Source organism: Rhabdaerophilum calidifontis (genome assembly GCF_008641065.1).
Classification (GTDB): domain Bacteria; phylum Pseudomonadota; class Alphaproteobacteria; order Rhizobiales; family Beijerinckiaceae; genus Rhabdaerophilum; species Rhabdaerophilum calidifontis.
Genome location: NZ_VTRS01000001.1, coordinates 254,266 through 270,945 on the forward strand (window position 1 = coordinate 254,266; position 16,680 = coordinate 270,945).

The window sequence follows — 16,680 nt, forward strand, 5'->3', positions numbered from 1 at the left end:
GGCGGTTCCGGCCGGAACCGCCGCCCTTCGCGCATGACCCGTGCAGGCTGGACGGATTCCAAGCCATCAGGGCGCCGCGCAAAGCGACGTTCTGCTCAATATTTCATCGAGCCCCTCCCGCGAGATCGACAGCTCGGCGCCGGGACGGGATGGATCGTCGCCGGATTCGGCGTGATCGACCGCCCCGTCCTGTTGGCACGCATCCTGCTCTGGAAAAGCGCGATCCGCCGCAGCCATGCGGCTCTTCCGTCATTGGCTCCGCGCGGCAGCATCCCGCCGCGCCGCCGCATTGGATCAGGGCACCGATGTCTCTTCGTCGCTTGGTCATCATTGGAAACGGCATGGCGCCCGGCCGAGCGCTGGAGAAGCTGTTCGAATTGGACCCCGGCGCTTCCGGCGGAAGCGGAACCTATTCCGTGACGATTTTCAACGCGGAGCCGCGGGTCAATTACGACCGGATCATGCTTTCGCCGGTGCTGTCCGGCGAGAAGAGCTACGAGGAGATCGTGATCCACGGCGACGGCTGGTACATCCGGAACGGTGTCACGCTCTACAAGGGTGTGCGGGTCACGGCGATCGACCGGGTGGCGAAGACCGTGACGGGAACGGGCGGGATCACGGTTCCCTATGATGACCTGATCGTGGCGACGGGGTCGGTGCCGTTCATCCTTCCGGTTCCGGGGGCGAATCTGCCGGGGGTCGTGACCTATCGCGACCTCGACGATGTGCATGCGATGATGGTGGCGGCCAAGGCCGGCGGCCGCGCGGTGGTGATCGGAGGCGGGCTGCTGGGGCTGGAGGCCGCGGCGGGTCTGCAGGCGCAGGGGATGACGGTGACGGTCTTGCACCTGATGCCGCATCTGATGGAGCGTCAGCTCGACCCGGCGGCGGGATATCTGCTGCAGCGCGAACTGGAGCGGCGCGGAATCGCGGTGCGGTGCCAGGCGAACACGCAGGCCATCGAAGGCGAGGGGCGGGTTTCCGGCGTGCGGCTGGACGACGGGACGCTGATCCCCGCGGATCTGGTGGTGATGGCGGTGGGAATCCGGCCCAATGCGGGCCTGGCCCGGGAGGCAGGGCTCGCCGTCAACCGCGGGATCGTGGTCGGACCGGATATGCGCAGCTCGGACCCGTCGATCTTCGCGCTCGGCGAATGCGCGGAGGCGGAGGGCCAGGTCTTCGGGCTGGTGGCACCGCTCTACGAGATGGCGAATGTGGTGGCGGCACGGCTCTCGGGCGATGAGACGGCCGTGTTCAAGCCTGCGGTGACGGCGACAAAGCTGAAAGTGACGGGGATCGACCTCTATTCGGCCGGGGATTTCGCGGAAGCGAAGGACCGGGAAGAGATCGTGTTGCGCGACCCGACAGCGGGGCTCTACCGGCGGCTGGTGCTGCGCGACAACCGGGTGATCGGCGCGGTGATGTATGGCGATACCTCGGACGGGGCGTGGTTCTTCGACCTGATCCGGCGCGGCACCGACATTTCCGGGATGCGCCAGACGCTGATCTTCGGCCAGGGCTATCAAGGGGGCCAGGCGCTGGACCCGCTGGCAACGGTCGCGGCACTGCCGGACGACGCGGAGATCTGCGGCTGCAACGGCGTGTGCAAGGGGACGATCATCCAGAAGATCGACGAGCTCGGGCTGACGACGCTCGACGGCGTCCGCGCGCATACCAAGGCCTCGGCCTCCTGCGGCTCCTGCACTGGCCTAGTCGAGAACCTGCTCCGGCTCCGGCTCGGCGAGGGCTACAATCCTGCCGCCGTGCAGCCCATGTGCGGCTGCACCGATCTCGGCCATGACGAGTTGCGGCGGCTGATCCGGGCCAAGCGGCTCAAATCGATCCCGGCAGTGATGCAGGAACTCGGCTGGAAGACCTCCTGCGGCTGCGCCAAATGCCGGCCGGCGCTCAATTACTATCTCGTCTGCGACTGGCCGGGCGAATACGCGGACGACCAGCAGAGCCGCTTCATCAACGAGCGCGTCCACGCCAATATCCAGAAGGACGGCACCTTCTCGGTGGTGCCGCGCATGTGGGGTGGGCTGACGAGCGCAAAGGAGCTGCGCGCCATCGCCGATGTCGTCGACAAGTTCGCGATCCCCACCGTCAAGGTCACCGGCGGCCAGCGCATCGACATGCTCGGCGTGCGCAAGGAGGATCTCCCCGCCGTCTGGGCCGATCTCAACGCCGCCGGCATGATCTCCGGCGCCGCCTATGCCAAGGGGCTCCGGACGGTGAAGACCTGCGTCGGCTCCGATTGGTGCCGCTTCGGCACCCAGGATTCCACCGGGCTCGGTGTCCGGCTCGAGAAGTTCATGTGGGGCTCCTGGACCCCGGCCAAGCTCAAGATGGCCGTCTCCGGCTGTCCGCGCAACTGCGCCGAGGCCACCTGCAAGGATATCGGGGTCATCTGCGTCGATTCCGGCTACGAGATCCATTTTGCCGGTGCCGCCGGTCTCGACATCAAGGGCACCGAGATTCTCGGCCATGCCGGCACCGAGGACGAGGCCGTCGAGATCATCGCCGCCCTGACCCAGCTCTACCGCGAGCAGGGCCATTATCTCGAACGCATCTACAAATGGGCGAAGCGCGTCGGCATCCCCGCCATCAAGGCCGCGATCATCGAGGATCCCGCCCGCCGCCGCGCGCTCTTCGAGCGCTTCGTCCTCTCCCAGCGCTATGCCCAGGTTGATCCCTGGGCCGAGCGTGTCAACGGCCGGGAGGCGCATGAATTCGCGGCCATGGCCGAACTGCGCCTGCCTCAGGCCGCCGAATGAACCCCGCCGAGCAGGCCCCAGACCCGACACGGAGCATGCGATGAACCGGATCGCCGAAACCTGGCTTGATATCGGCGCAGAGGCCGACATCCCTCTGCGCGGCGCCCGCGTCGTCCGCGCCCCCATCGGCGATATCGCCGTCTTCAAGGCCGCGGACGGCACACTTTTCGCCCTGCGCGACCGCTGCCCCCACAAGGGCGGCCCCCTCTCCCAGGGCATCGTCCATGGCCACGCCGTCACGTGCCCGCTCCACAACTGGGTCATTTCGCTCGAGACCGGCGAGGCCCAGGGCGCCGATCACGGATGCACCCCGAAAATCCCGCTCCGCGTCGAAAACGGGCGGGTGCTCCTCGATGCAGCCGCCATCGCCAGGCTGGGCGCCCCGCAATCCGACGCCTCTGCGGCCTGATTGCCTTCCCGCATCGCAGGCCGGTGGCGGCCCGGCCCAGGAAATTGACGTTCCGGGTCTGGATTGTTATCGAGCGGGTGGCCGAGGCAGCCAGAGCAGCCACCCAGGCCCGGGCAGGCCGCGGATCATCGCGGCTCATGACAATCGGGCAGGCGCATGATCGATTTTCCTTTCCGCCGCCGCATCCGCGCGGCCTTCGCCCTCGGCATGGTCGCGCTGTTCTCCCCGGCGCCGCTCCGGGCCGCCGATCCGACCCTGCCGGCTGATCTCTCGCAGGTCGGCATGTTTCTGCAGGCCGATCTCGTCGTGAAGGCGGTGATGGTCGGGCTTGCGCTCGCCTCGCTCGTCGCCTGGACGGTGCTGTTCGCGAAGAAGATCGAGATCGGGCTCGCCCGTGCCCGGCTTGCCCGCAGCCTCGCCGCGCTGGCGGACCAGCCCGGCCTGCGTGCGGCCTCCGCCGGGCCGGTGCCGGACCGGATCGCCGCGGCGCTCACCGCCGCCGCGCTCGACGAGATCACGCGCGCCGGGGAGGGCGCGAGCCGCGACGGCGTCAAGGAGCGCATCGCGCTCCGCCTCCAGCGGATCGAGGCGGCGGCGACGCGCGAGATCGGGCGCGGCGTCAGCCTGCTGGCGACGATCGGCGCCACTGCGCCCTTCGTCGGGCTGTTCGGCACCGTCTGGGGCATCATGAACAGCTTCATCGGCATCTCGAAATCGCAGACGACCAACCTCGCCGTGGTCGCGCCGGGCATCGCCGAGGCGCTGCTTGCGACGGCGATCGGCCTTGTCGCCGCGATTCCGGCGGTGATCTTCTACAACCACCTCACCCGCGCGGTGGCGGGCTATCGCGCCGCGCTGGGCGATGCGGTCGCGATCACCAGCGTGCTCGCGAGCCGCGATCTCGACCGGGGACCGTCCCTGCGCCTGGCGGCGGAGTGAGGCCGAGATGGGGTTTTCCGTCAAATCCGGGGGCGAAGACGACCTGACCGAGAGCGGCGAGATCAACGTCACGCCGTTCATCGACGTCATCCTCGTCCTGCTCATCATCTTCATGGTCGCGGCGCCGATCTCGACGGTCGATGTCCCGGTCGACCTGCCGGCGGCGGCGGCGCAGCCCAGTCCGAAGCCGGACAAGCCGGTCTATGTGACGCTCAAGGCCGATCTCTCGCTCGCGGTGGGTGAGGCGGCGGTCGCGCCGGAGAGGCTCGGGCCGGCGATCGATGCCGCCACCGGCGGCCAGCGCGACACGCGGCTCTTCCTGCGGGCGGACCGCAATGTGCCCTATGGCGAGATCATGCGGCTCTTCACCGCCTTGCGCCAGCAGGGCTATCTCAAGGTTGCGCTCGTGGCGCTCGAGCAGGGCGGCGCGCCGGCGGCGGAACCCGCCTGGGCGCCATGAAGGCGGGCTCGCCCTTCCTGCCTGCCGCTGCAATTCCCGCTGAAGCTGCAATGCACAATATCGCCCGACGGCAAATCCAGAGATGGAAGGTCTTTTGCCTTCATTTCTAGAGTGTCGGCGCCCGAGACTGGGCAGGCCGATCCTCGCGCTTCTGGCCTTGCAGGATCAATTCGCCCTTGGCCCGCACAACGTGTGCGGTAACCACCTCTTCTACGCGCTTACGCGCAGCCTGCCGGATGGCGGTTTCGTTGGTCAACTCTCCGTCATTCAAAATAACATCCACCGTCGCCGCAATGAGCGCATTCACCTCGCCTTCGCAGAAAAGCATGGCCGCTTTGGCGATGACTTCCGCTTTTTCATCGGTCACAAGCATGGGTAAGGCCTGCTTTCCGATGCAGCCCATGGTCCGCTCACGGATCACATCGCGAACTTTTTCAGCCGTCGCGAGCTTGTCAGCGCGAGCCGCTTTGGCACGTGCCTCCGATTCGGCTCGCTCTGCCGCTTGTCGCGCAGCCTCGGTGCGGCGCAATTCCTCCAAGCGTATCATATCGGCCTTGATGCTCGCGATGCGCGGCGCGGGCTCGAATTGCCCGGTCCAAATCGTTCAAATAAGCACCGGAGAAAAACTCCATCCCGCCGCCGCCATAGATTGCATCGTGCATGGCGATCATGGTCAGGAGAGATGGCCTACAAGCGTCCATCGCTATGGCGGTCAGCGGCCGGAAATTGTTCATCTCGACTGCATTCGAGAAACTGGATGACGCGCTAACATAATTGGAGATGCAGTCGGTCGCCGCGCGTACATAGGGAACATGCTGGCGCCGTTTGTCACGGTCCGAAGCGGGATCAGCACATGCTGTGCCGGCGGAGGCTAGAAACAAGGCGAAGCAAGGTATGGCTAACCACTGACGCATCGCACACTCCGACAAGTCGGATTAAAACGCTAACACCATTCACGAGCGTTCGGAAGATGCTGGCTCGCCCGAAGCAGAGCGATGCGGCGGGACCCGTGATGGGGCCAACAGCACCGCACGCTAAAATTAAACTAAAAAACTAATTATAACAATGAACGAAATCAGAAATCTGGTGGAGCTGAGGGGATTCGAACCCCTGACCTCTGCAGTGCGATTGCAGCGCTCTCCCAACTGAGCTACAGCCCCGGTCAGACGGAGGCGCTTCCTTCGCCGATCGGGCACGGGAAGTCAACGGATTTTCGCGGCATCGGAGGCCGTCTTGCGCGAGCCCGGTGCGCTCGTCTAAGGTCCGGCGCGGCGCAAGGCCGCCGCAGGCAGACGGGAGCTGGCATGTACCCCATCCTTTGGCTGTTCAACACCTTGATCGGCATCTATTCCTTTCTCCTGATCGCCTTCGTGGTGCTGTCGCTGTTGATCAATTTCAACATCGTCAATGCGCGCCAGCCGCTCGTCTCGGCCATCGGCGAGTTCCTCTACCGCATCACCGAGCCGGTGCTGGCGCCGGTGCGCCGGCGGCTTCCCGATCTCGGGCCGATCGACATTTCCCCGGTCGTGGTGCTGCTGGGGCTGCAATTCCTCCAGATCACGGTCAATTACTACGCCCGCGCCTTCTGAGGCTTCGACGCCGGATTGACGACGCCGCGGCGACAGGCCCTAATCCTGATCCGGAGCGCGGAACGGGAGGGCTTCATGGTTCGGATCAGGATGCTGGGCGCGGCCATGCTGCTTGCGCTCGCCGGCCAGGGCGGCGGCCTGGCGCAGGATGCGGGTGAGGCGACCTTCACGCGCGTCGCCATGCCCAAGGATCTGGCGGGCTTCCAGCTCTACGGCAAGGTGGACAAGCCCGACCGCAAGATCGTGCGATTCCTCTACGTGAACCGCGACGCGCTTGCCGGGGTCCGGCCTGGCGAGCCATTCCCGGATGGCACGGTGATCGTGATGGAGGATCGCGGCGTCGCCCTCGATACCGCCGGGGCGCCGATCCGGGGCGCTGACGGCCGCCTCCAGCCGACGGGGCGCGTCCGCGCCTATCTGCTGATGGAGAAGCGCAAGGGTTGGGGCGAGACCAATCTCTTCCCGCCCGAGAAGGACAATGGCGATTGGGAATACGCGCTGTTCCGCGGCGACGGCAGCCCGAACCCGGTGAAGCTCGACACCTGCTATGCCTGCCACCTGCCGCAGAACAAGGACGGGCTCGACTTCACCTTCTCCGGCGCCGGGATCCACGCGCTGGCGCGGCGCTGACCGGCGATGGCGGCGATCGCGGATCTCGCGCGGTGCGAGGCCGGCGGGATCGTCTTCCGGGTCCGGCTCACGCCGCGCGGCGGGCGCGATTCCATCGACGGGGTGGGGCGGGATTCGGCCGGGCTCGCGCATGTCGCGGCCCGGGTCGCGGCGCCGCCCGAGGAGGGCCGCGCCAATGCGGCGCTGGTCGCGCTGCTCGCGGAGGCATTGGGGCTGCCGCGGCGGGCGGTGACGATCCGATCCGGCCAGCAGGCACGCGTCAAGCTGATCCAGGCCGAGGGCGATGCCGAGGCGCTCGCCGAGCGGCTGGCGGCTCTGGTTACAAAGCCTTAAGAAGAAAGGCGGAAAAGCGGCCGGCGGGAGGCTCGGGTCGGGGCGCGACGTTCTGCCCCGCCCCCGATGCTTGGCGCGGCCCGTACATCTTGGCAGAAGGTCGAGTCGGGTGTTGCGTTGCGAAGCATTCCAAACTCCGCTAGTCCAACCGCATTCGCGATACGCGGCAAGGTGAACCATGGCTAGAACCGGTCCGGCGGAACGTCCGCTCTCCCCGCATCTCCAGATCTACCGGCCGTCGGTGACGATGGTGATGTCGATCCTTCACCGCATCACCGGGGCGGCGCTGTTCTTCGGCACCCTGCTCGTGGTGGCGCTGCTGGTGGCACTCGCCGCCGGGGCCGGCGCCTATGACGCGGTGCGCGGGATCTACGGGTCGATGCTCGGCCGGCTGGTGCTGTTCGGCTATTCCTGGGCGCTGATCCATCACGCGCTCGGCGGGCTTCGCCATCTCGTCTGGGATACCGGCGCCGGGCTCGAACGGGCCACGCGCCTGCGGTTCGGCTGGCTGACGATCATCGGCTCGCTGGCGCTGACGCTGCTGCTCTGGCTTTTCCATTTCGTCGGGTGAATGCGATGCACGGCTCCTCCCCCACCTCCATCCGCACCCCGGCATCCCGCGTCCGCGGCCTCGGCGCGGCGAAATCCGGAACCGGGCATTTCTGGCTGAGCCGTCTGACGGCGGTCGCGAACCTGCCGCTGACGATCGCCTTCCTGGTGATCGCATTGATGCTCGCCCGGCGCGACCATGCGGGCGCGATGGCGCTTGTCGGCCATCCGCTGGTCGCGCTGGTTCTGCTCGGCTTCCTGCTCTCGGTCTGCATCCACATGCGGCTCGGCATGCAGGTCATCATCGAGGATTACGTGCATCGGGAAGGGACGAAGATCGTGCTCCTGATGCTGAATACCTTCTTCGCGGTCGGGGTCGGTCTTGCCTCGGCCTATGCGATCCTCCGGGTCGACCTCGCGGGCTGACGGGTGGGATCATCGGGTTGACGCATCGTTCCGGTTCGCCGGCGGCCGCCGGGTTCGGGACATGCCTTTTGGGAGATCGAGCGGGATGGCAAAGAACGGCGCTTCTGCGAAGGCCTCACCGGCCGTGAACGGCAAGGCCTATCCGATCACCGACCACAGCTTCGATGTCGTTGTGGTCGGCGCCGGCGGGGCGGGGCTCAGGGCGACGGTGGGCTGCTCGCAGGCGGGTCTGCGCACGGCCTGCATCACCAAGGTGTTCCCGACGCGCTCGCACACGGTGGCGGCGCAGGGCGGCGTTGCGGCCGCGCTCGCCAATATGGGGCCGGACGACTGGAAATGGCACATGTACGACACCGTGAAGGGGTCGGACTGGCTGGGCGACCAGGATTCGATCGAATATCTCTGCCGCAACGCGCCGGCGGCGGTCTATGAGCTCGAACATTGGGGCGTGCCGTTCTCCCGCACCGAGGACGGCAAGATCTATCAGCGCCCCTTCGGCGGCATGACGACCGATTACGGCAATGGCCCGCCCGCGCAGCGCACCTGCGCCGCGGCCGACCGCACGGGCCATGCCATGCTGCACACGCTCTACGGCCAGGCCCTGCGCAATTCGACCGAATTCTTCATCGAATATTTCGCGATCGACCTCATCATGGACGAGGAGGGCCGCTGCCGCGGCGTCGTCGCGCTGAAGATGGATGACGGCACGATCCACCGCTTCCGCGCACAACTGGTGATCCTCGCCACCGGCGGCTATGGCCGGGCCTATTTCTCCGCGACCTCCGCGCATACCTGCACGGGTGACGGCAACGCGATGGTGCTGCGCGCCGGCCTGCCGCTTCAGGACATGGAATTCGTGCAGTTCCACCCGACCGGAATCTACGGCGCGGGCTGCCTCATCACCGAAGGCGCGCGCGGCGAGGGCGGTTATCTCACGAATTCCGACGGCGAGCGCTTCATGGAGCGCTATGCGCCGAGCGTGAAGGACCTTGCACCGCGCGACATGGTGAGCCGCGCGATGACGATGGAGATCCGCGAGGGCCGCGGCGTCGGCAAGAACAAGGACCATATCCACCTGCATCTCGACCATCTCGACCCCGCGATCCTCGCCGCCCGGCTGCCGGGCATCTCGGAGAGCGCGAAGATCTTCGCCGGGGTGGATGTGACCAGGGAGCCGATCCCCGTCCTGCCGACGGTGCATTACAACATGGGCGGCATCCAGACGAATTTCTACGGCGAGGTCGTGACGCTGAAGGACGGCAACCCGGATGTCGTGGTGCCGGGGCTGATGGCGATCGGCGAAGCAGCCTGCGTCTCGGTGCACGGCGCGAACCGGCTCGGCTCGAACTCGCTCATCGATCTCGTGGTGTTCGGCCGTGCGGCCGGCCTGCGCGCGGCGGAGATCCTCACGCCGGGCGCCAAGCAGGCGGATCTGCCGGCCAATTCCGCGGAACTCGCGCTCGGGCGGCTCGACCGGTTCCGGCATGCCAACGGCTCGACGCCGACCGCCGAACTCCGCCTCGCGATGCAGCGCGAGATGCAATCGAACTGCGCCGTCTATCGCACCGGCGAGACCCTGGCCGAAGGCTCGCGCAACATCCACAAGGTCTGGGAGGCGGCGGCGGATATCCGCGTCACCGATCGCTCGCTTGTCTGGAACTCGGACCTGATCGAGACGCTCGAATTCGACAACCTGATCTGCCAGGCGGTGGTGACGATGGATTCGGCGCTCAACCGCACCGAATCGCGCGGCGCCCATGCCCGCGAGGATTACAAGGACCGGGACGACAAGACCTGGATGAAGCACACATTGGCTTGGGCGGATACCGAGAAGAAGTCTGTCTCGATCGATTACCGTCCGGTCCATTCCTACACGATGACCAACGAGGTCAGCTATATCGCGCCCAAGGCGCGGGTATATTGAGGTTTGCCCGATGGCCGAATTCTCTCTCCCCAAGAACTCCCGCCTGACCGAGGGCAAGACCTGGCCCAAGCCGCAAGGATCGGATGGGAAACCCGCCACGAACCTGCGCGAGTTCCGCATCTATCGCTGGGATCCCGACGGTGAAAGCAACCCGCGCATCGACACCTATTTCGTCGATCTCGACGATTGCGGGCCGATGATCCTCGACGCGATCATCTGGATCAAGAACAAGGTCGATCCGACGCTTACCTTCCGCCGCTCCTGCCGCGAAGGCATCTGCGGCTCCTGCGCGATGAATATCGACGGCACCAACACCCTTGCCTGCACCAAGGGCATGGAGGAGGTCTCCGGCACGATCCGCATCTATCCGCTGCCGCACATGCCGGTGGTGAAGGATCTGGTGCCGGATCTGACCCGGTTCTATGCGCAGCACGCCTCGATCGAGCCCTGGCTCAAGACCGACACGCCCGCGCCGGAGAAGGAATGGCGGCAGAGCCCCTCCGACCGCGAGCATCTCGACGGGCTCTATGAATGCATCCTCTGCGCCTGCTGCTCCACCTCCTGCCCCTCCTATTGGTGGAACGGCGACCGCTATCTCGGCCCGGCGGCGCTGCTCCAGGCCTATCGCTGGCTGATCGACAGCCGCGACGAGGCGACCGGCGAACGGCTCGATTTCCTTGAGGATCCGTTCCGGCTCTATCGCTGCCACACGATCATGAACTGCTCGAATGCCTGCCCCAAGGGGCTGAACCCCGCCAAGGCGATCGCCGAGATCAAGAAGATGATGGTCGCGCGGCAGTTCTGAGCCGCGGGCTCATCCGCCCCGCGCCGCCAGGGCGAAGAGCCCGGCCACGCCTGCCAGGGCCAACGCCCAGAGCAGCGAACGCAGGCTCGGCCGATCGGCCAGATAGGCGCCGGTATAGCCGAGCCGCAGCGCCATGATGGCCAGCGCCGGCATGTCCGCGGCGCCCGGCCCCGCCTTCCATTCGGCCAGCATCACGCCGGCGGCGTAGAGCGGCAGGAACTCGAAATGGTTCTGATGCGCGGCATGTGCCCGGGCGCGCAGCCCGGTGAGGCTGCCGGCCCATTCGCGCGGGCGGGCATTGTCGTAGCCGCCTCCGGAGAACTTGGCGATGCCGACGGTGAGATAGGGCAGGAGCCCGGCGAAAAGGATGCTCCAGAGGGCGATCGACATGGTTCCTCCCCGTTCATGCCGTATTTACGCGCGGCCGGAAATGGTGGATGAGACGACCCGGAAAACAGGCGGAACTTCCTCCGCCTCCGTGCTGTCGCCCCGGAGACCGGCATGTCGCTGACCGCCTTCCGCATGCTCGCCGCCATTTCCGCCTTAAGCCTCGCCCTCGCGGGGTGCGAATCGAGTTCGCGGCTGCGCTCGCTGCTGCCCGAGGATGGCCAGCGCCAGGCGGTGCGGGGCGCGCCGCCGGCGCCGCTCACCCCGGCACCCAGCGCCGATGTCGACACGAGCGATCTCCCGCCGCCGCCCGGCGCCGCGACCGCGCCGCCGCCGGCTGCAAGCCTGCCGCAGGGCGGGGTCGGAACGGCGCCCGGTGCGCCGCTCGGGGGCGCCGGGCAAGGTCTTCCGGGCGCGCCTGCCCAGCCGGGTACCGCGACACCCGCGCCTTCTGGCGGTTATTTCCCCGGCTCGCCGTCGCAGACCGGCACCGGCACTGGCACCGCCGGGGCGGTCGCCGCCGCGCCGGTTCCCGCGGCACCTGCCGGCGCTCCCACGCGCACGGCGGTGATCGGCAATTGGTCGCTCGCGGAATCGGCGGGCGGGCGCTGCCGGATCACGCTTTCGAGCGCGCCGAAGCTCGATCTCTACGGAGCCGGCACCTCCGGCTGCCAGTCGAAGGATCTCCAGCGCGTCAATGCCTGGGAGCTCAACGGCTCCGAAGTCATCCTCTATGAACCCGGCGGCGGGGTGGTGGCGCGGCTGCGGCAGAGCGGCGGGCAGAGCTTCTCCGGTGTTGTCGCCAAGACCGGCGCACCCATCTCGATCTCGAAATAGCCGCGCGGCCGCGGGAGGGGATAATGGCTGAATTCCGCCTGCATGGCCTCGGGGAGAGCGGCAACGCCTACAAGGTGGCGCTGATGCTGGAATTGTCCGGCGCGGATTGGGAACTGGTGCCGGTGGCGTTCTTCCAGGGCGCCACCCGCGAGGCGAGCTGGCGGGCGAATGTCAACGCGATGGGTGAGGTGCCGGTGCTTGAGCATCGCAGCGAGACGCTCACGCAATCGGGCGTCATCCTCGATTATCTTGCGACGGTGATGGGCACTTTCGCGGGGGGGGGCGAGCGGGAATCGCGCGAGATCTGGCGCTGGATCCTGTTCGACAACCACAAGTTCACGTCGTATTTCGCGACGCTGCGCTTCCTCTACGGCCTTCAGAAGACGGGCGAGACGCCGGTAACCGAATTCCTGCGCGGACGCGCCAGGGCGGCCTATCAGATCCTCGACGCGCATCTCGCGACGCGGAGCTTCGTCGTCGGCGAGCGGGCGACGATCGCCGATCTCTCGCTTGCCGGCTATGTGTTCTACGACGAGGAAACCGGGCTCGACCGCGCGGCCTTCACGCATATCGAGGCTTGGAAGGCGCGCATCCGTGCCCTGCCGGGCTGGAAGCCGCCCTATGCGCTCATGCCGCCGGCTTTTGCGGCCTGACATCGCCGTTTCTCGGCTCGCGCCCCAGAATGGCGCGGCGCTGCCAGTCGAGCGCGATGGCGGTGAAGGCGCTCGCTTCGTCGAACACCTCGCGCAGGAGCGAGATGATCGTCTGGCGTGGCGGCTCGACCAGCGCGACGGCCTCGTCGAACTCGACATGGATCTCGGCGGAGAATTTGCGCGCCAGCGCGCGCATCGGCGCGTTGTGCTTGAGGCAGCTCATGTAGAGGCGCACGAAGCCGCGATTGCGCGCCGAGCGCAGGACGCGCGCGAAGAGCACGCTGCCGATGCCGCAATTGCGCCAGTCCTGCCGCACGGAGAAGGCGATCTCCGCCTCCTCGGCGATGAAATCGCCGACCGGGCGCATTTCCGCGGCGCCGATCAGCTCCTCGCCGAGGAAGGCGCCGTGGATGATCGCGTTCAGGGTGATGCAGCGCGCGGCATATTGCTCCAGGAACGCGTCGGTTGCCGTCATGCCGAAGCGCGAGCGGCGGCTGTCCGGATCAAGCGCCAGCAGATGCGCCTCGAAGGCGGCGTGATCGGTGGCGTTGAGCTTGCGGAAGACGATATCGTCGAGCGAACGGCTCTCCGCACGGGTTTCGGGGGTCGATTGCGAATGGGGGTCCATGATGCATGTCCTGATCGCCCGCGCGGGACGGAGGGCCGAAGACGCGGCGATTCGATTGTGCAGTGCAATATAGGGCGCTTTTGTCAGAAGCGTGGCAAGCTCCGTGCCTTTTTCCCGGCGTGGTGAATCCCGTCCGTGCCGCGGCGCATATCCGTGTCTTTCCGTTGCCTCTTCCCTCCGGCGCGCGGTTTCTCTAGAGCCTCAATCGGGTGCGGGTATCCGCGCCGCGACCGAAGACTGGACCGGGGCGGATGAGCGGGGCGATCGCATCGCGATACGCGGGCATGGTGGCGGAGGGGCGGCTCGAGGCCGATCCGGCGCAGCGTCAGGTGGTGGCGGCGCTCGATCAGCTCGCCCAGCGGCTCGAGGCACATCGGCTGGCGCGCAAGGGCTCGGCGCTTGGCTGGCTGTTCGGCCGCAGGGAGCCGGAGGCGCCGATCCGCGGCATCTATCTCTGGGGCTCGGTCGGCCGCGGTAAGACGATGCTCGCCGACCTTTTCCACGAAAGCCTTGGCGTGAAACGCAAGCGGCGCGCGCATTTCCACGCCTTCATGGCGGATGTGCATGCCCGCATCCATGATTGGCGCCAGCGCGCCCGGCGCGGCGAGATCAAGGGCGAGGATCCGATCCGCCCGGTGGCGGAGGCGCTGGCCGACGAGGCCTGGGTGCTGGTGTTCGATGAATTCGCGGTGACGGATATCGCGGATGCGATGATTCTCGGCCGGTTGTTCCAGGCATTGTTCGCGCGCGGGGTGGTGATCGTCGCGACCTCGAATGTCGAGCCGGCGCGGCTTTACGAAAACGGCCTCAACCGCGCGCTGTTCCTGCCCTTCATCGGGCTGATCGAGGCGCGGATGCAGGTGATCCGGCTCGATGCCCGCACGGATTACCGGCTGGAGAAGCTCGCCGGCCGCCCGGTCTATTACGCGCCGGCGGATGTGGCGGCGGCGGCGGTGCTCGATCGGCTGTTCGAAGAGATCGCGGCCGGGCAGCCGGCGCAGCCGCGCGACATCGATCTCGGCGGGCGGGCGCTGCGCCTGCCGCGCGCCGCGGCGGGGGTGGCGCGTGCCTCGTTCGAGGATCTCTGCGCGCAGCCGCTCGGCGCGGTCGATTATCTGGCGCTGGCGCGGAACTTCCACACGCTGGTGCTGGACGATGTTCCCCGGCTCGATTTTTCGCGGCGGAACGAAACCAAGCGCTTCATCACGCTGATCGACATCCTCTACGAGCACCATGTCAAGCTGATCGTCTCGGCCGCGGCGGAGCCCGCCGGGCTCTACATGGCGAGCCGCGGCCACGAGGCGTTCGAGTTCGACCGCACGGTCTCGCGGCTGATCGAGATGCGTTCGGAGGCCTATCTCGCCTTGCCGCATGGCCGGCCGGACAGCCAGGCCTCGGGCGACAGCACGGGGCTGGTCGAGACATGACGGGCGAGCCCGCCGAGAGCGCGCGGGCGCGGATCCTCGCCATGGCCGCGACCGAACTGCGCCAGATCGGGCCGCAGCGGCTGAAGATTTCCGGCATCGCCCGGCGCGCCGGGATGAGCCATGCCAATGTCTATCGCCATTTCGACGGCAAGGCGGGGGTGCTGGATGCGCTGCTCGGCCAATGGCTGCGCGGTCTCGAAGCACGCCTGCAGGAGATCGTCGACGGGCCGGACCCGGCCGATGACAAGCTTGAGCGCTTCCTTGCCACCCTCTCGCGCGCCTATGCCGAGACAAGGGCACAGGACCGGGCGCTGTTCGCCCTGCTGGCCGACCCCTTCCCCGGTATGCTCGAGCCGGCGCGCCACCGACGCCGGGTCGAGACCTGGACGATACGGATCGCCGACGAGGGAATCGCGACGCGGCTGTTCGGCGGCAGCGATGCCCGCCGCGCCGCGGCGTTGGCGCTCGATCTCGCGCATCGCTTCTGCGATCCGGCGGCGCTGTCCTGTGCCGAATCGGGCATTCCCGCCGGAGACGGGCGTCGCGAGCGCGTGGTCCGCTGGGCGGTGCGGGCGCTCACGGGGCGAAATTGATATTTCAAATTACAAAAATTGTTATTTGTTACAATCAAACCGCCGCCCGCTCGAACCGGAATTTAGCCGGCCGTCAACAAATCCGCATTGATAAGAAAGGATTTTTCCGTTCGTCTGTAACGAATTTCCATCATGTCCGCCAAGTCTGCGTCAGAAAGACGGGCGCTGGCTCCTGTTCGATATTGTCGCGACGGGGCGGAGGCCCTACCCAGAAGCGCCCGGCCTTCCGGGCCTCTCTTGCCCAGGCGGCGCCGATCCGGCGCCGCGTCCAGAACCCGATGCGCGCAGCCGGATTCGACCGGACCCGCGCCATCTTTCGGAAAGACATCAGGACAAACCCATGGCACGTCGGAAGATCGCCCTCATCGGAGCCGGCCAGATCGGCGGAACGCTCGCGCATCTCGCGGGGCTCAAGGAACTGGGCGACATCGTCCTGTTCGACATCGCGGAGGGCATCCCGCAGGGCAAGGCGCTCGATCTCGTCGAATCCTCGGCGATCGACGGTTTCGACGCGCTCTACAAGGGCACGAACGACTACAAGGACATCGAAGGCGCCGATGTCGTGATCGTCACCGCCGGCGTGCCGCGCAAGCCCGGCATGAGCCGCGACGACCTGGTCGGCATCAACCTCAAGGTGATGGAAGCGGTCGGCAACGGGATCAAGCAGTATTGCCCGAAGGCCTTCGTCATCTGCATCACCAACCCGCTCGACGCGATGGTCTGGGCGCTCCAGAAGTTCTCCGGTGTGAAGCCGAACAAGATCGTCGGCATGGCGGGCGTGCTGGATTCGGCGCGCATGGCCTATTTCCTCGAAGAGGCGACCGGCGTCTCGATCAAGGATATCCAGACCTTCGTGCTCGGCGGTCATGGCGACGACATGGTGCCGCTGGTGCGCTACTCGACCGTCGGCGGCGTGCCGCTGCCGGATCTCGTCAAGATGAAGTGGATCACGCAGGAGCAGATCGACCAGATCGTCGAGCGCACCCGTAAGGGCGGCGGCGAGATCGTGGCCCTTCTCAAGACCGGCTCGGCCTTCTACGCGCCGGCGGCTTCCGCGATCGTCATGGCCGAGAGCTATCTCAAGGACCAGAAGCGCGTCCTGCCCTGCGCCGCCTATCTCAAGGGCGAATATGGCGTGCGCGACATGTTCATCGGCGTGCCCGTGGTGATCGGCGCCAAGGGCGTCGAGCGGGTCGTCAAGGTGCGGCTCAACAAGGACGAGCAGGCGATGATGGCGAAGTCGATCGCCTCGGTCCAGGGCCTGATCGACGCCTGCAAATCCATCAACCCGGCGCTGAAATAAGGCCGAGGCGG

20 protein-coding genes and 1 tRNA gene are annotated in these 16,680 nt (G+C 67.0%); 16 read left to right on the forward strand and 5 right to left on the reverse strand.

Translation table 11 applies throughout. From position 1 onward, the window contains the following. Positions 1 to 66: 66 nt before the first annotated feature. Positions 67 to 237 carry a hypothetical protein gene (locus FWJ24_RS14560; protein WP_166443538.1) on the reverse strand — a complete coding sequence of 57 codons (171 nt, stop codon included), beginning with the start codon at positions 235 to 237 and terminating at the stop codon, positions 67 to 69. Between the two features lie 68 nt (positions 238 to 305). Between FWJ24_RS14560 and nirB the strand changes: the two genes are divergently transcribed. From nirB to exbD, 4 genes are all read left to right on the forward strand, one after another. Then, positions 306 to 2,777 carry a nitrite reductase large subunit NirB gene (gene nirB / locus FWJ24_RS01205; RefSeq protein WP_150285948.1) on the forward strand — a complete coding sequence of 824 codons (2,472 nt, stop codon included), beginning with the start codon at positions 306 to 308 and terminating at the stop codon, positions 2,775 to 2,777. Positions 2,778 to 2,817: 40 nt separating this feature from the next. Continuing rightward, a complete protein-coding gene (gene nirD / locus FWJ24_RS01210; protein ID WP_150285949.1) occupies positions 2,818 to 3,186 on the forward strand; it encodes a nitrite reductase small subunit NirD in 369 nt (122 codons plus the stop codon). A 156-nt stretch (positions 3,187 to 3,342) separates the two neighbouring features. Further along, positions 3,343 to 4,125, forward strand: a complete 783-nt coding sequence (gene exbB, locus FWJ24_RS01215; RefSeq protein ID WP_150285950.1) for a tonB-system energizer ExbB — start codon at positions 3,343 to 3,345, stop codon at positions 4,123 to 4,125. A gap of 7 nt (positions 4,126 to 4,132) precedes the next feature. Next, positions 4,133 to 4,585: a TonB system transport protein ExbD gene (gene exbD / locus FWJ24_RS01220; protein ID WP_150285951.1), complete on the forward strand. Its 453-nt coding sequence runs from the start codon at positions 4,133 to 4,135 to the stop codon at positions 4,583 to 4,585. Positions 4,586 to 4,691: 106 nt separating this feature from the next. Here exbD and FWJ24_RS01225 read toward each other — a convergent pair whose 3' ends face one another. Further along, complete coding sequence (locus tag FWJ24_RS01225) at positions 4,692 to 5,123, reverse strand: hypothetical protein (protein ID WP_150285952.1); 432 nt, start codon at positions 5,121 to 5,123, stop codon at positions 4,692 to 4,694. 546 nt (positions 5,124 to 5,669) lie between these two features. Further along, positions 5,670 to 5,745 (reverse strand) — tRNA-Ala (locus tag FWJ24_RS01230). A gap of 144 nt (positions 5,746 to 5,889) precedes the next feature. On the opposite strand from FWJ24_RS01230, the gene FWJ24_RS01235 reads away from it, so the two are divergent. The 7 genes from FWJ24_RS01235 to FWJ24_RS01265 all read left to right on the forward strand — a co-directional run bounded on the left by FWJ24_RS01235 (position 5,890) and on the right by FWJ24_RS01265 (position 10,841). Next, positions 5,890 to 6,174: a YggT family protein gene (locus FWJ24_RS01235; protein ID WP_150285953.1), complete on the forward strand. Its 285-nt coding sequence runs from the start codon at positions 5,890 to 5,892 to the stop codon at positions 6,172 to 6,174. A gap of 75 nt (positions 6,175 to 6,249) precedes the next feature. After that, entirely contained in the window at positions 6,250 to 6,804 is a 555-nt protein-coding gene (locus tag FWJ24_RS01240) for a cytochrome P460 family protein (protein WP_150285954.1), read from the forward strand. A 6-nt stretch (positions 6,805 to 6,810) separates the two neighbouring features. Further along, entirely contained in the window at positions 6,811 to 7,137 is a 327-nt protein-coding gene (locus FWJ24_RS01245; RefSeq protein WP_150285955.1) for a DUF167 family protein, read from the forward strand. Positions 7,138 to 7,315: 178 nt separating this feature from the next. Further along, the gene (gene sdhC / locus FWJ24_RS01250; protein WP_150285956.1) at positions 7,316 to 7,708 is read left to right on the forward strand and encodes a succinate dehydrogenase, cytochrome b556 subunit; all 393 of its coding nucleotides are present in this window, start codon (positions 7,316 to 7,318) and stop codon (positions 7,706 to 7,708) included. 5 nt (positions 7,709 to 7,713) lie between these two features. Next, positions 7,714 to 8,112, forward strand: a complete 399-nt coding sequence (gene sdhD / locus FWJ24_RS01255; protein ID WP_150285957.1) for a succinate dehydrogenase, hydrophobic membrane anchor protein — start codon at positions 7,714 to 7,716, stop codon at positions 8,110 to 8,112. Between the two features lie 85 nt (positions 8,113 to 8,197). Further along, on the forward strand, positions 8,198 to 10,036 hold the full coding sequence (sdhA, locus tag FWJ24_RS01260; protein ID WP_150285958.1) for a succinate dehydrogenase flavoprotein subunit: 1,839 nt from the start codon (positions 8,198 to 8,200) through the stop codon (positions 10,034 to 10,036). 10 nt (positions 10,037 to 10,046) lie between these two features. Beyond that, positions 10,047 to 10,841 (forward strand): succinate dehydrogenase iron-sulfur subunit, encoded by a 795-nt coding sequence (locus FWJ24_RS01265; RefSeq protein WP_150285959.1) that lies wholly within the window; start codon positions 10,047 to 10,049, stop codon positions 10,839 to 10,841. Positions 10,842 to 10,850: 9 nt separating this feature from the next. Here the strand turns inward: FWJ24_RS01265 and FWJ24_RS01270 are convergent, their stop codons facing one another. Continuing rightward, on the reverse strand, positions 10,851 to 11,231 hold the full coding sequence (locus tag FWJ24_RS01270; protein WP_150285960.1) for an MAPEG family protein: 381 nt from the start codon (positions 11,229 to 11,231) through the stop codon (positions 10,851 to 10,853). A gap of 111 nt (positions 11,232 to 11,342) precedes the next feature. On the opposite strand from FWJ24_RS01270, the gene FWJ24_RS01275 reads away from it, so the two are divergent. Together FWJ24_RS01275 and FWJ24_RS01280 are read left to right on the forward strand one after the other, a co-directional pair. Continuing rightward, positions 11,343 to 12,065: an AprI/Inh family metalloprotease inhibitor gene (locus FWJ24_RS01275; RefSeq protein WP_150285961.1), complete on the forward strand. Its 723-nt coding sequence runs from the start codon at positions 11,343 to 11,345 to the stop codon at positions 12,063 to 12,065. Positions 12,066 to 12,088: 23 nt separating this feature from the next. Continuing rightward, the gene (locus tag FWJ24_RS01280) at positions 12,089 to 12,718 is read left to right on the forward strand and encodes a glutathione S-transferase family protein (protein WP_150285962.1); all 630 of its coding nucleotides are present in this window, start codon (positions 12,089 to 12,091) and stop codon (positions 12,716 to 12,718) included. Here the strand turns inward: FWJ24_RS01280 and FWJ24_RS01285 are convergent. Next, on the reverse strand, positions 12,693 to 13,346 hold the full coding sequence (locus tag FWJ24_RS01285; protein WP_150285963.1) for a GNAT family N-acetyltransferase: 654 nt from the start codon (positions 13,344 to 13,346) through the stop codon (positions 12,693 to 12,695). The two genes, FWJ24_RS01280 and FWJ24_RS01285, sit on opposite strands and share 26 nt — an antisense overlap. A 251-nt stretch (positions 13,347 to 13,597) precedes the next feature. Here FWJ24_RS01285 and zapE point away from each other — a divergent pair, with 251 nt between their 5' ends. The 3 genes from zapE to mdh all read left to right on the forward strand — a co-directional run bounded on the left by zapE (position 13,598) and on the right by mdh (position 16,669). Further along, positions 13,598 to 14,773 carry a cell division protein ZapE gene (gene zapE, locus FWJ24_RS01290; RefSeq protein WP_150285964.1) on the forward strand — a complete coding sequence of 392 codons (1,176 nt, stop codon included), beginning with the start codon at positions 13,598 to 13,600 and terminating at the stop codon, positions 14,771 to 14,773. Beyond that, the gene (locus FWJ24_RS01295) at positions 14,770 to 15,366 is read left to right on the forward strand and encodes a TetR/AcrR family transcriptional regulator (RefSeq protein WP_150285965.1); all 597 of its coding nucleotides are present in this window, start codon (positions 14,770 to 14,772) and stop codon (positions 15,364 to 15,366) included. The genes zapE and FWJ24_RS01295 overlap by 4 nt, the downstream gene beginning before the upstream one ends. Positions 15,367 to 15,706: 340 nt before the next feature. Next, positions 15,707 to 16,669, forward strand: a complete 963-nt coding sequence (mdh, locus tag FWJ24_RS01300) for a malate dehydrogenase (RefSeq protein WP_150285966.1) — start codon at positions 15,707 to 15,709, stop codon at positions 16,667 to 16,669. The last annotated feature ends 11 nt before the right edge of the window (positions 16,670 to 16,680 follow it).

Excerpts from the sequence above, each read along its gene's own strand:
- FWJ24_RS01235 (WP_150285953.1), top strand. The coding sequence starts at position 5,890 with ATGTACCCCATCCTTTGGCTGTTCAACACCTTGATCGGCATCTATTCC.
- sdhD (WP_150285957.1), top strand. The coding sequence starts at position 7,714 with ATGCACGGCTCCTCCCCCACCTCCATCCGCACCCCGGCATCCCGCGTC.
- exbB (WP_150285950.1), top strand. The coding sequence starts at position 3,343 with ATGATCGATTTTCCTTTCCGCCGCCGCATCCGCGCGGCCTTCGCCCTC.
- nirB (WP_150285948.1), top strand. The coding sequence starts at position 306 with ATGTCTCTTCGTCGCTTGGTCATCATTGGAAACGGCATGGCGCCCGGC.
- sdhC (WP_150285956.1), top strand. The coding sequence starts at position 7,316 with ATGGCTAGAACCGGTCCGGCGGAACGTCCGCTCTCCCCGCATCTCCAG.
- zapE (WP_150285964.1), top strand. The coding sequence starts at position 13,598 with ATGAGCGGGGCGATCGCATCGCGATACGCGGGCATGGTGGCGGAGGGG.
- FWJ24_RS01285 (WP_150285963.1), bottom strand. The coding sequence starts at position 13,346 with ATGGACCCCCATTCGCAATCGACCCCCGAAACCCGTGCGGAGAGCCGT.
- exbD (WP_150285951.1), top strand. The coding sequence starts at position 4,133 with ATGGGGTTTTCCGTCAAATCCGGGGGCGAAGACGACCTGACCGAGAGC.
- FWJ24_RS01295 (WP_150285965.1), top strand. The coding sequence starts at position 14,770 with ATGACGGGCGAGCCCGCCGAGAGCGCGCGGGCGCGGATCCTCGCCATG.
- FWJ24_RS01245 (WP_150285955.1), top strand. The coding sequence starts at position 6,811 with ATGGCGGCGATCGCGGATCTCGCGCGGTGCGAGGCCGGCGGGATCGTC.
- FWJ24_RS01270 (WP_150285960.1), bottom strand. The coding sequence starts at position 11,231 with ATGTCGATCGCCCTCTGGAGCATCCTTTTCGCCGGGCTCCTGCCCTAT.
- FWJ24_RS01240 (WP_150285954.1), top strand. The coding sequence starts at position 6,250 with ATGGTTCGGATCAGGATGCTGGGCGCGGCCATGCTGCTTGCGCTCGCC.
- mdh (WP_150285966.1), top strand. The coding sequence starts at position 15,707 with ATGGCACGTCGGAAGATCGCCCTCATCGGAGCCGGCCAGATCGGCGGA.
- FWJ24_RS01265 (WP_150285959.1), top strand. The coding sequence starts at position 10,047 with ATGGCCGAATTCTCTCTCCCCAAGAACTCCCGCCTGACCGAGGGCAAG.
- FWJ24_RS01280 (WP_150285962.1), top strand. The coding sequence starts at position 12,089 with ATGGCTGAATTCCGCCTGCATGGCCTCGGGGAGAGCGGCAACGCCTAC.
- nirD (WP_150285949.1), top strand. The coding sequence starts at position 2,818 with ATGAACCGGATCGCCGAAACCTGGCTTGATATCGGCGCAGAGGCCGAC.
- FWJ24_RS14560 (WP_166443538.1), bottom strand. The coding sequence starts at position 237 with ATGGCTGCGGCGGATCGCGCTTTTCCAGAGCAGGATGCGTGCCAACAG.
- sdhA (WP_150285958.1), top strand. The coding sequence starts at position 8,198 with ATGGCAAAGAACGGCGCTTCTGCGAAGGCCTCACCGGCCGTGAACGGC.
- FWJ24_RS01275 (WP_150285961.1), top strand. The coding sequence starts at position 11,343 with ATGTCGCTGACCGCCTTCCGCATGCTCGCCGCCATTTCCGCCTTAAGC.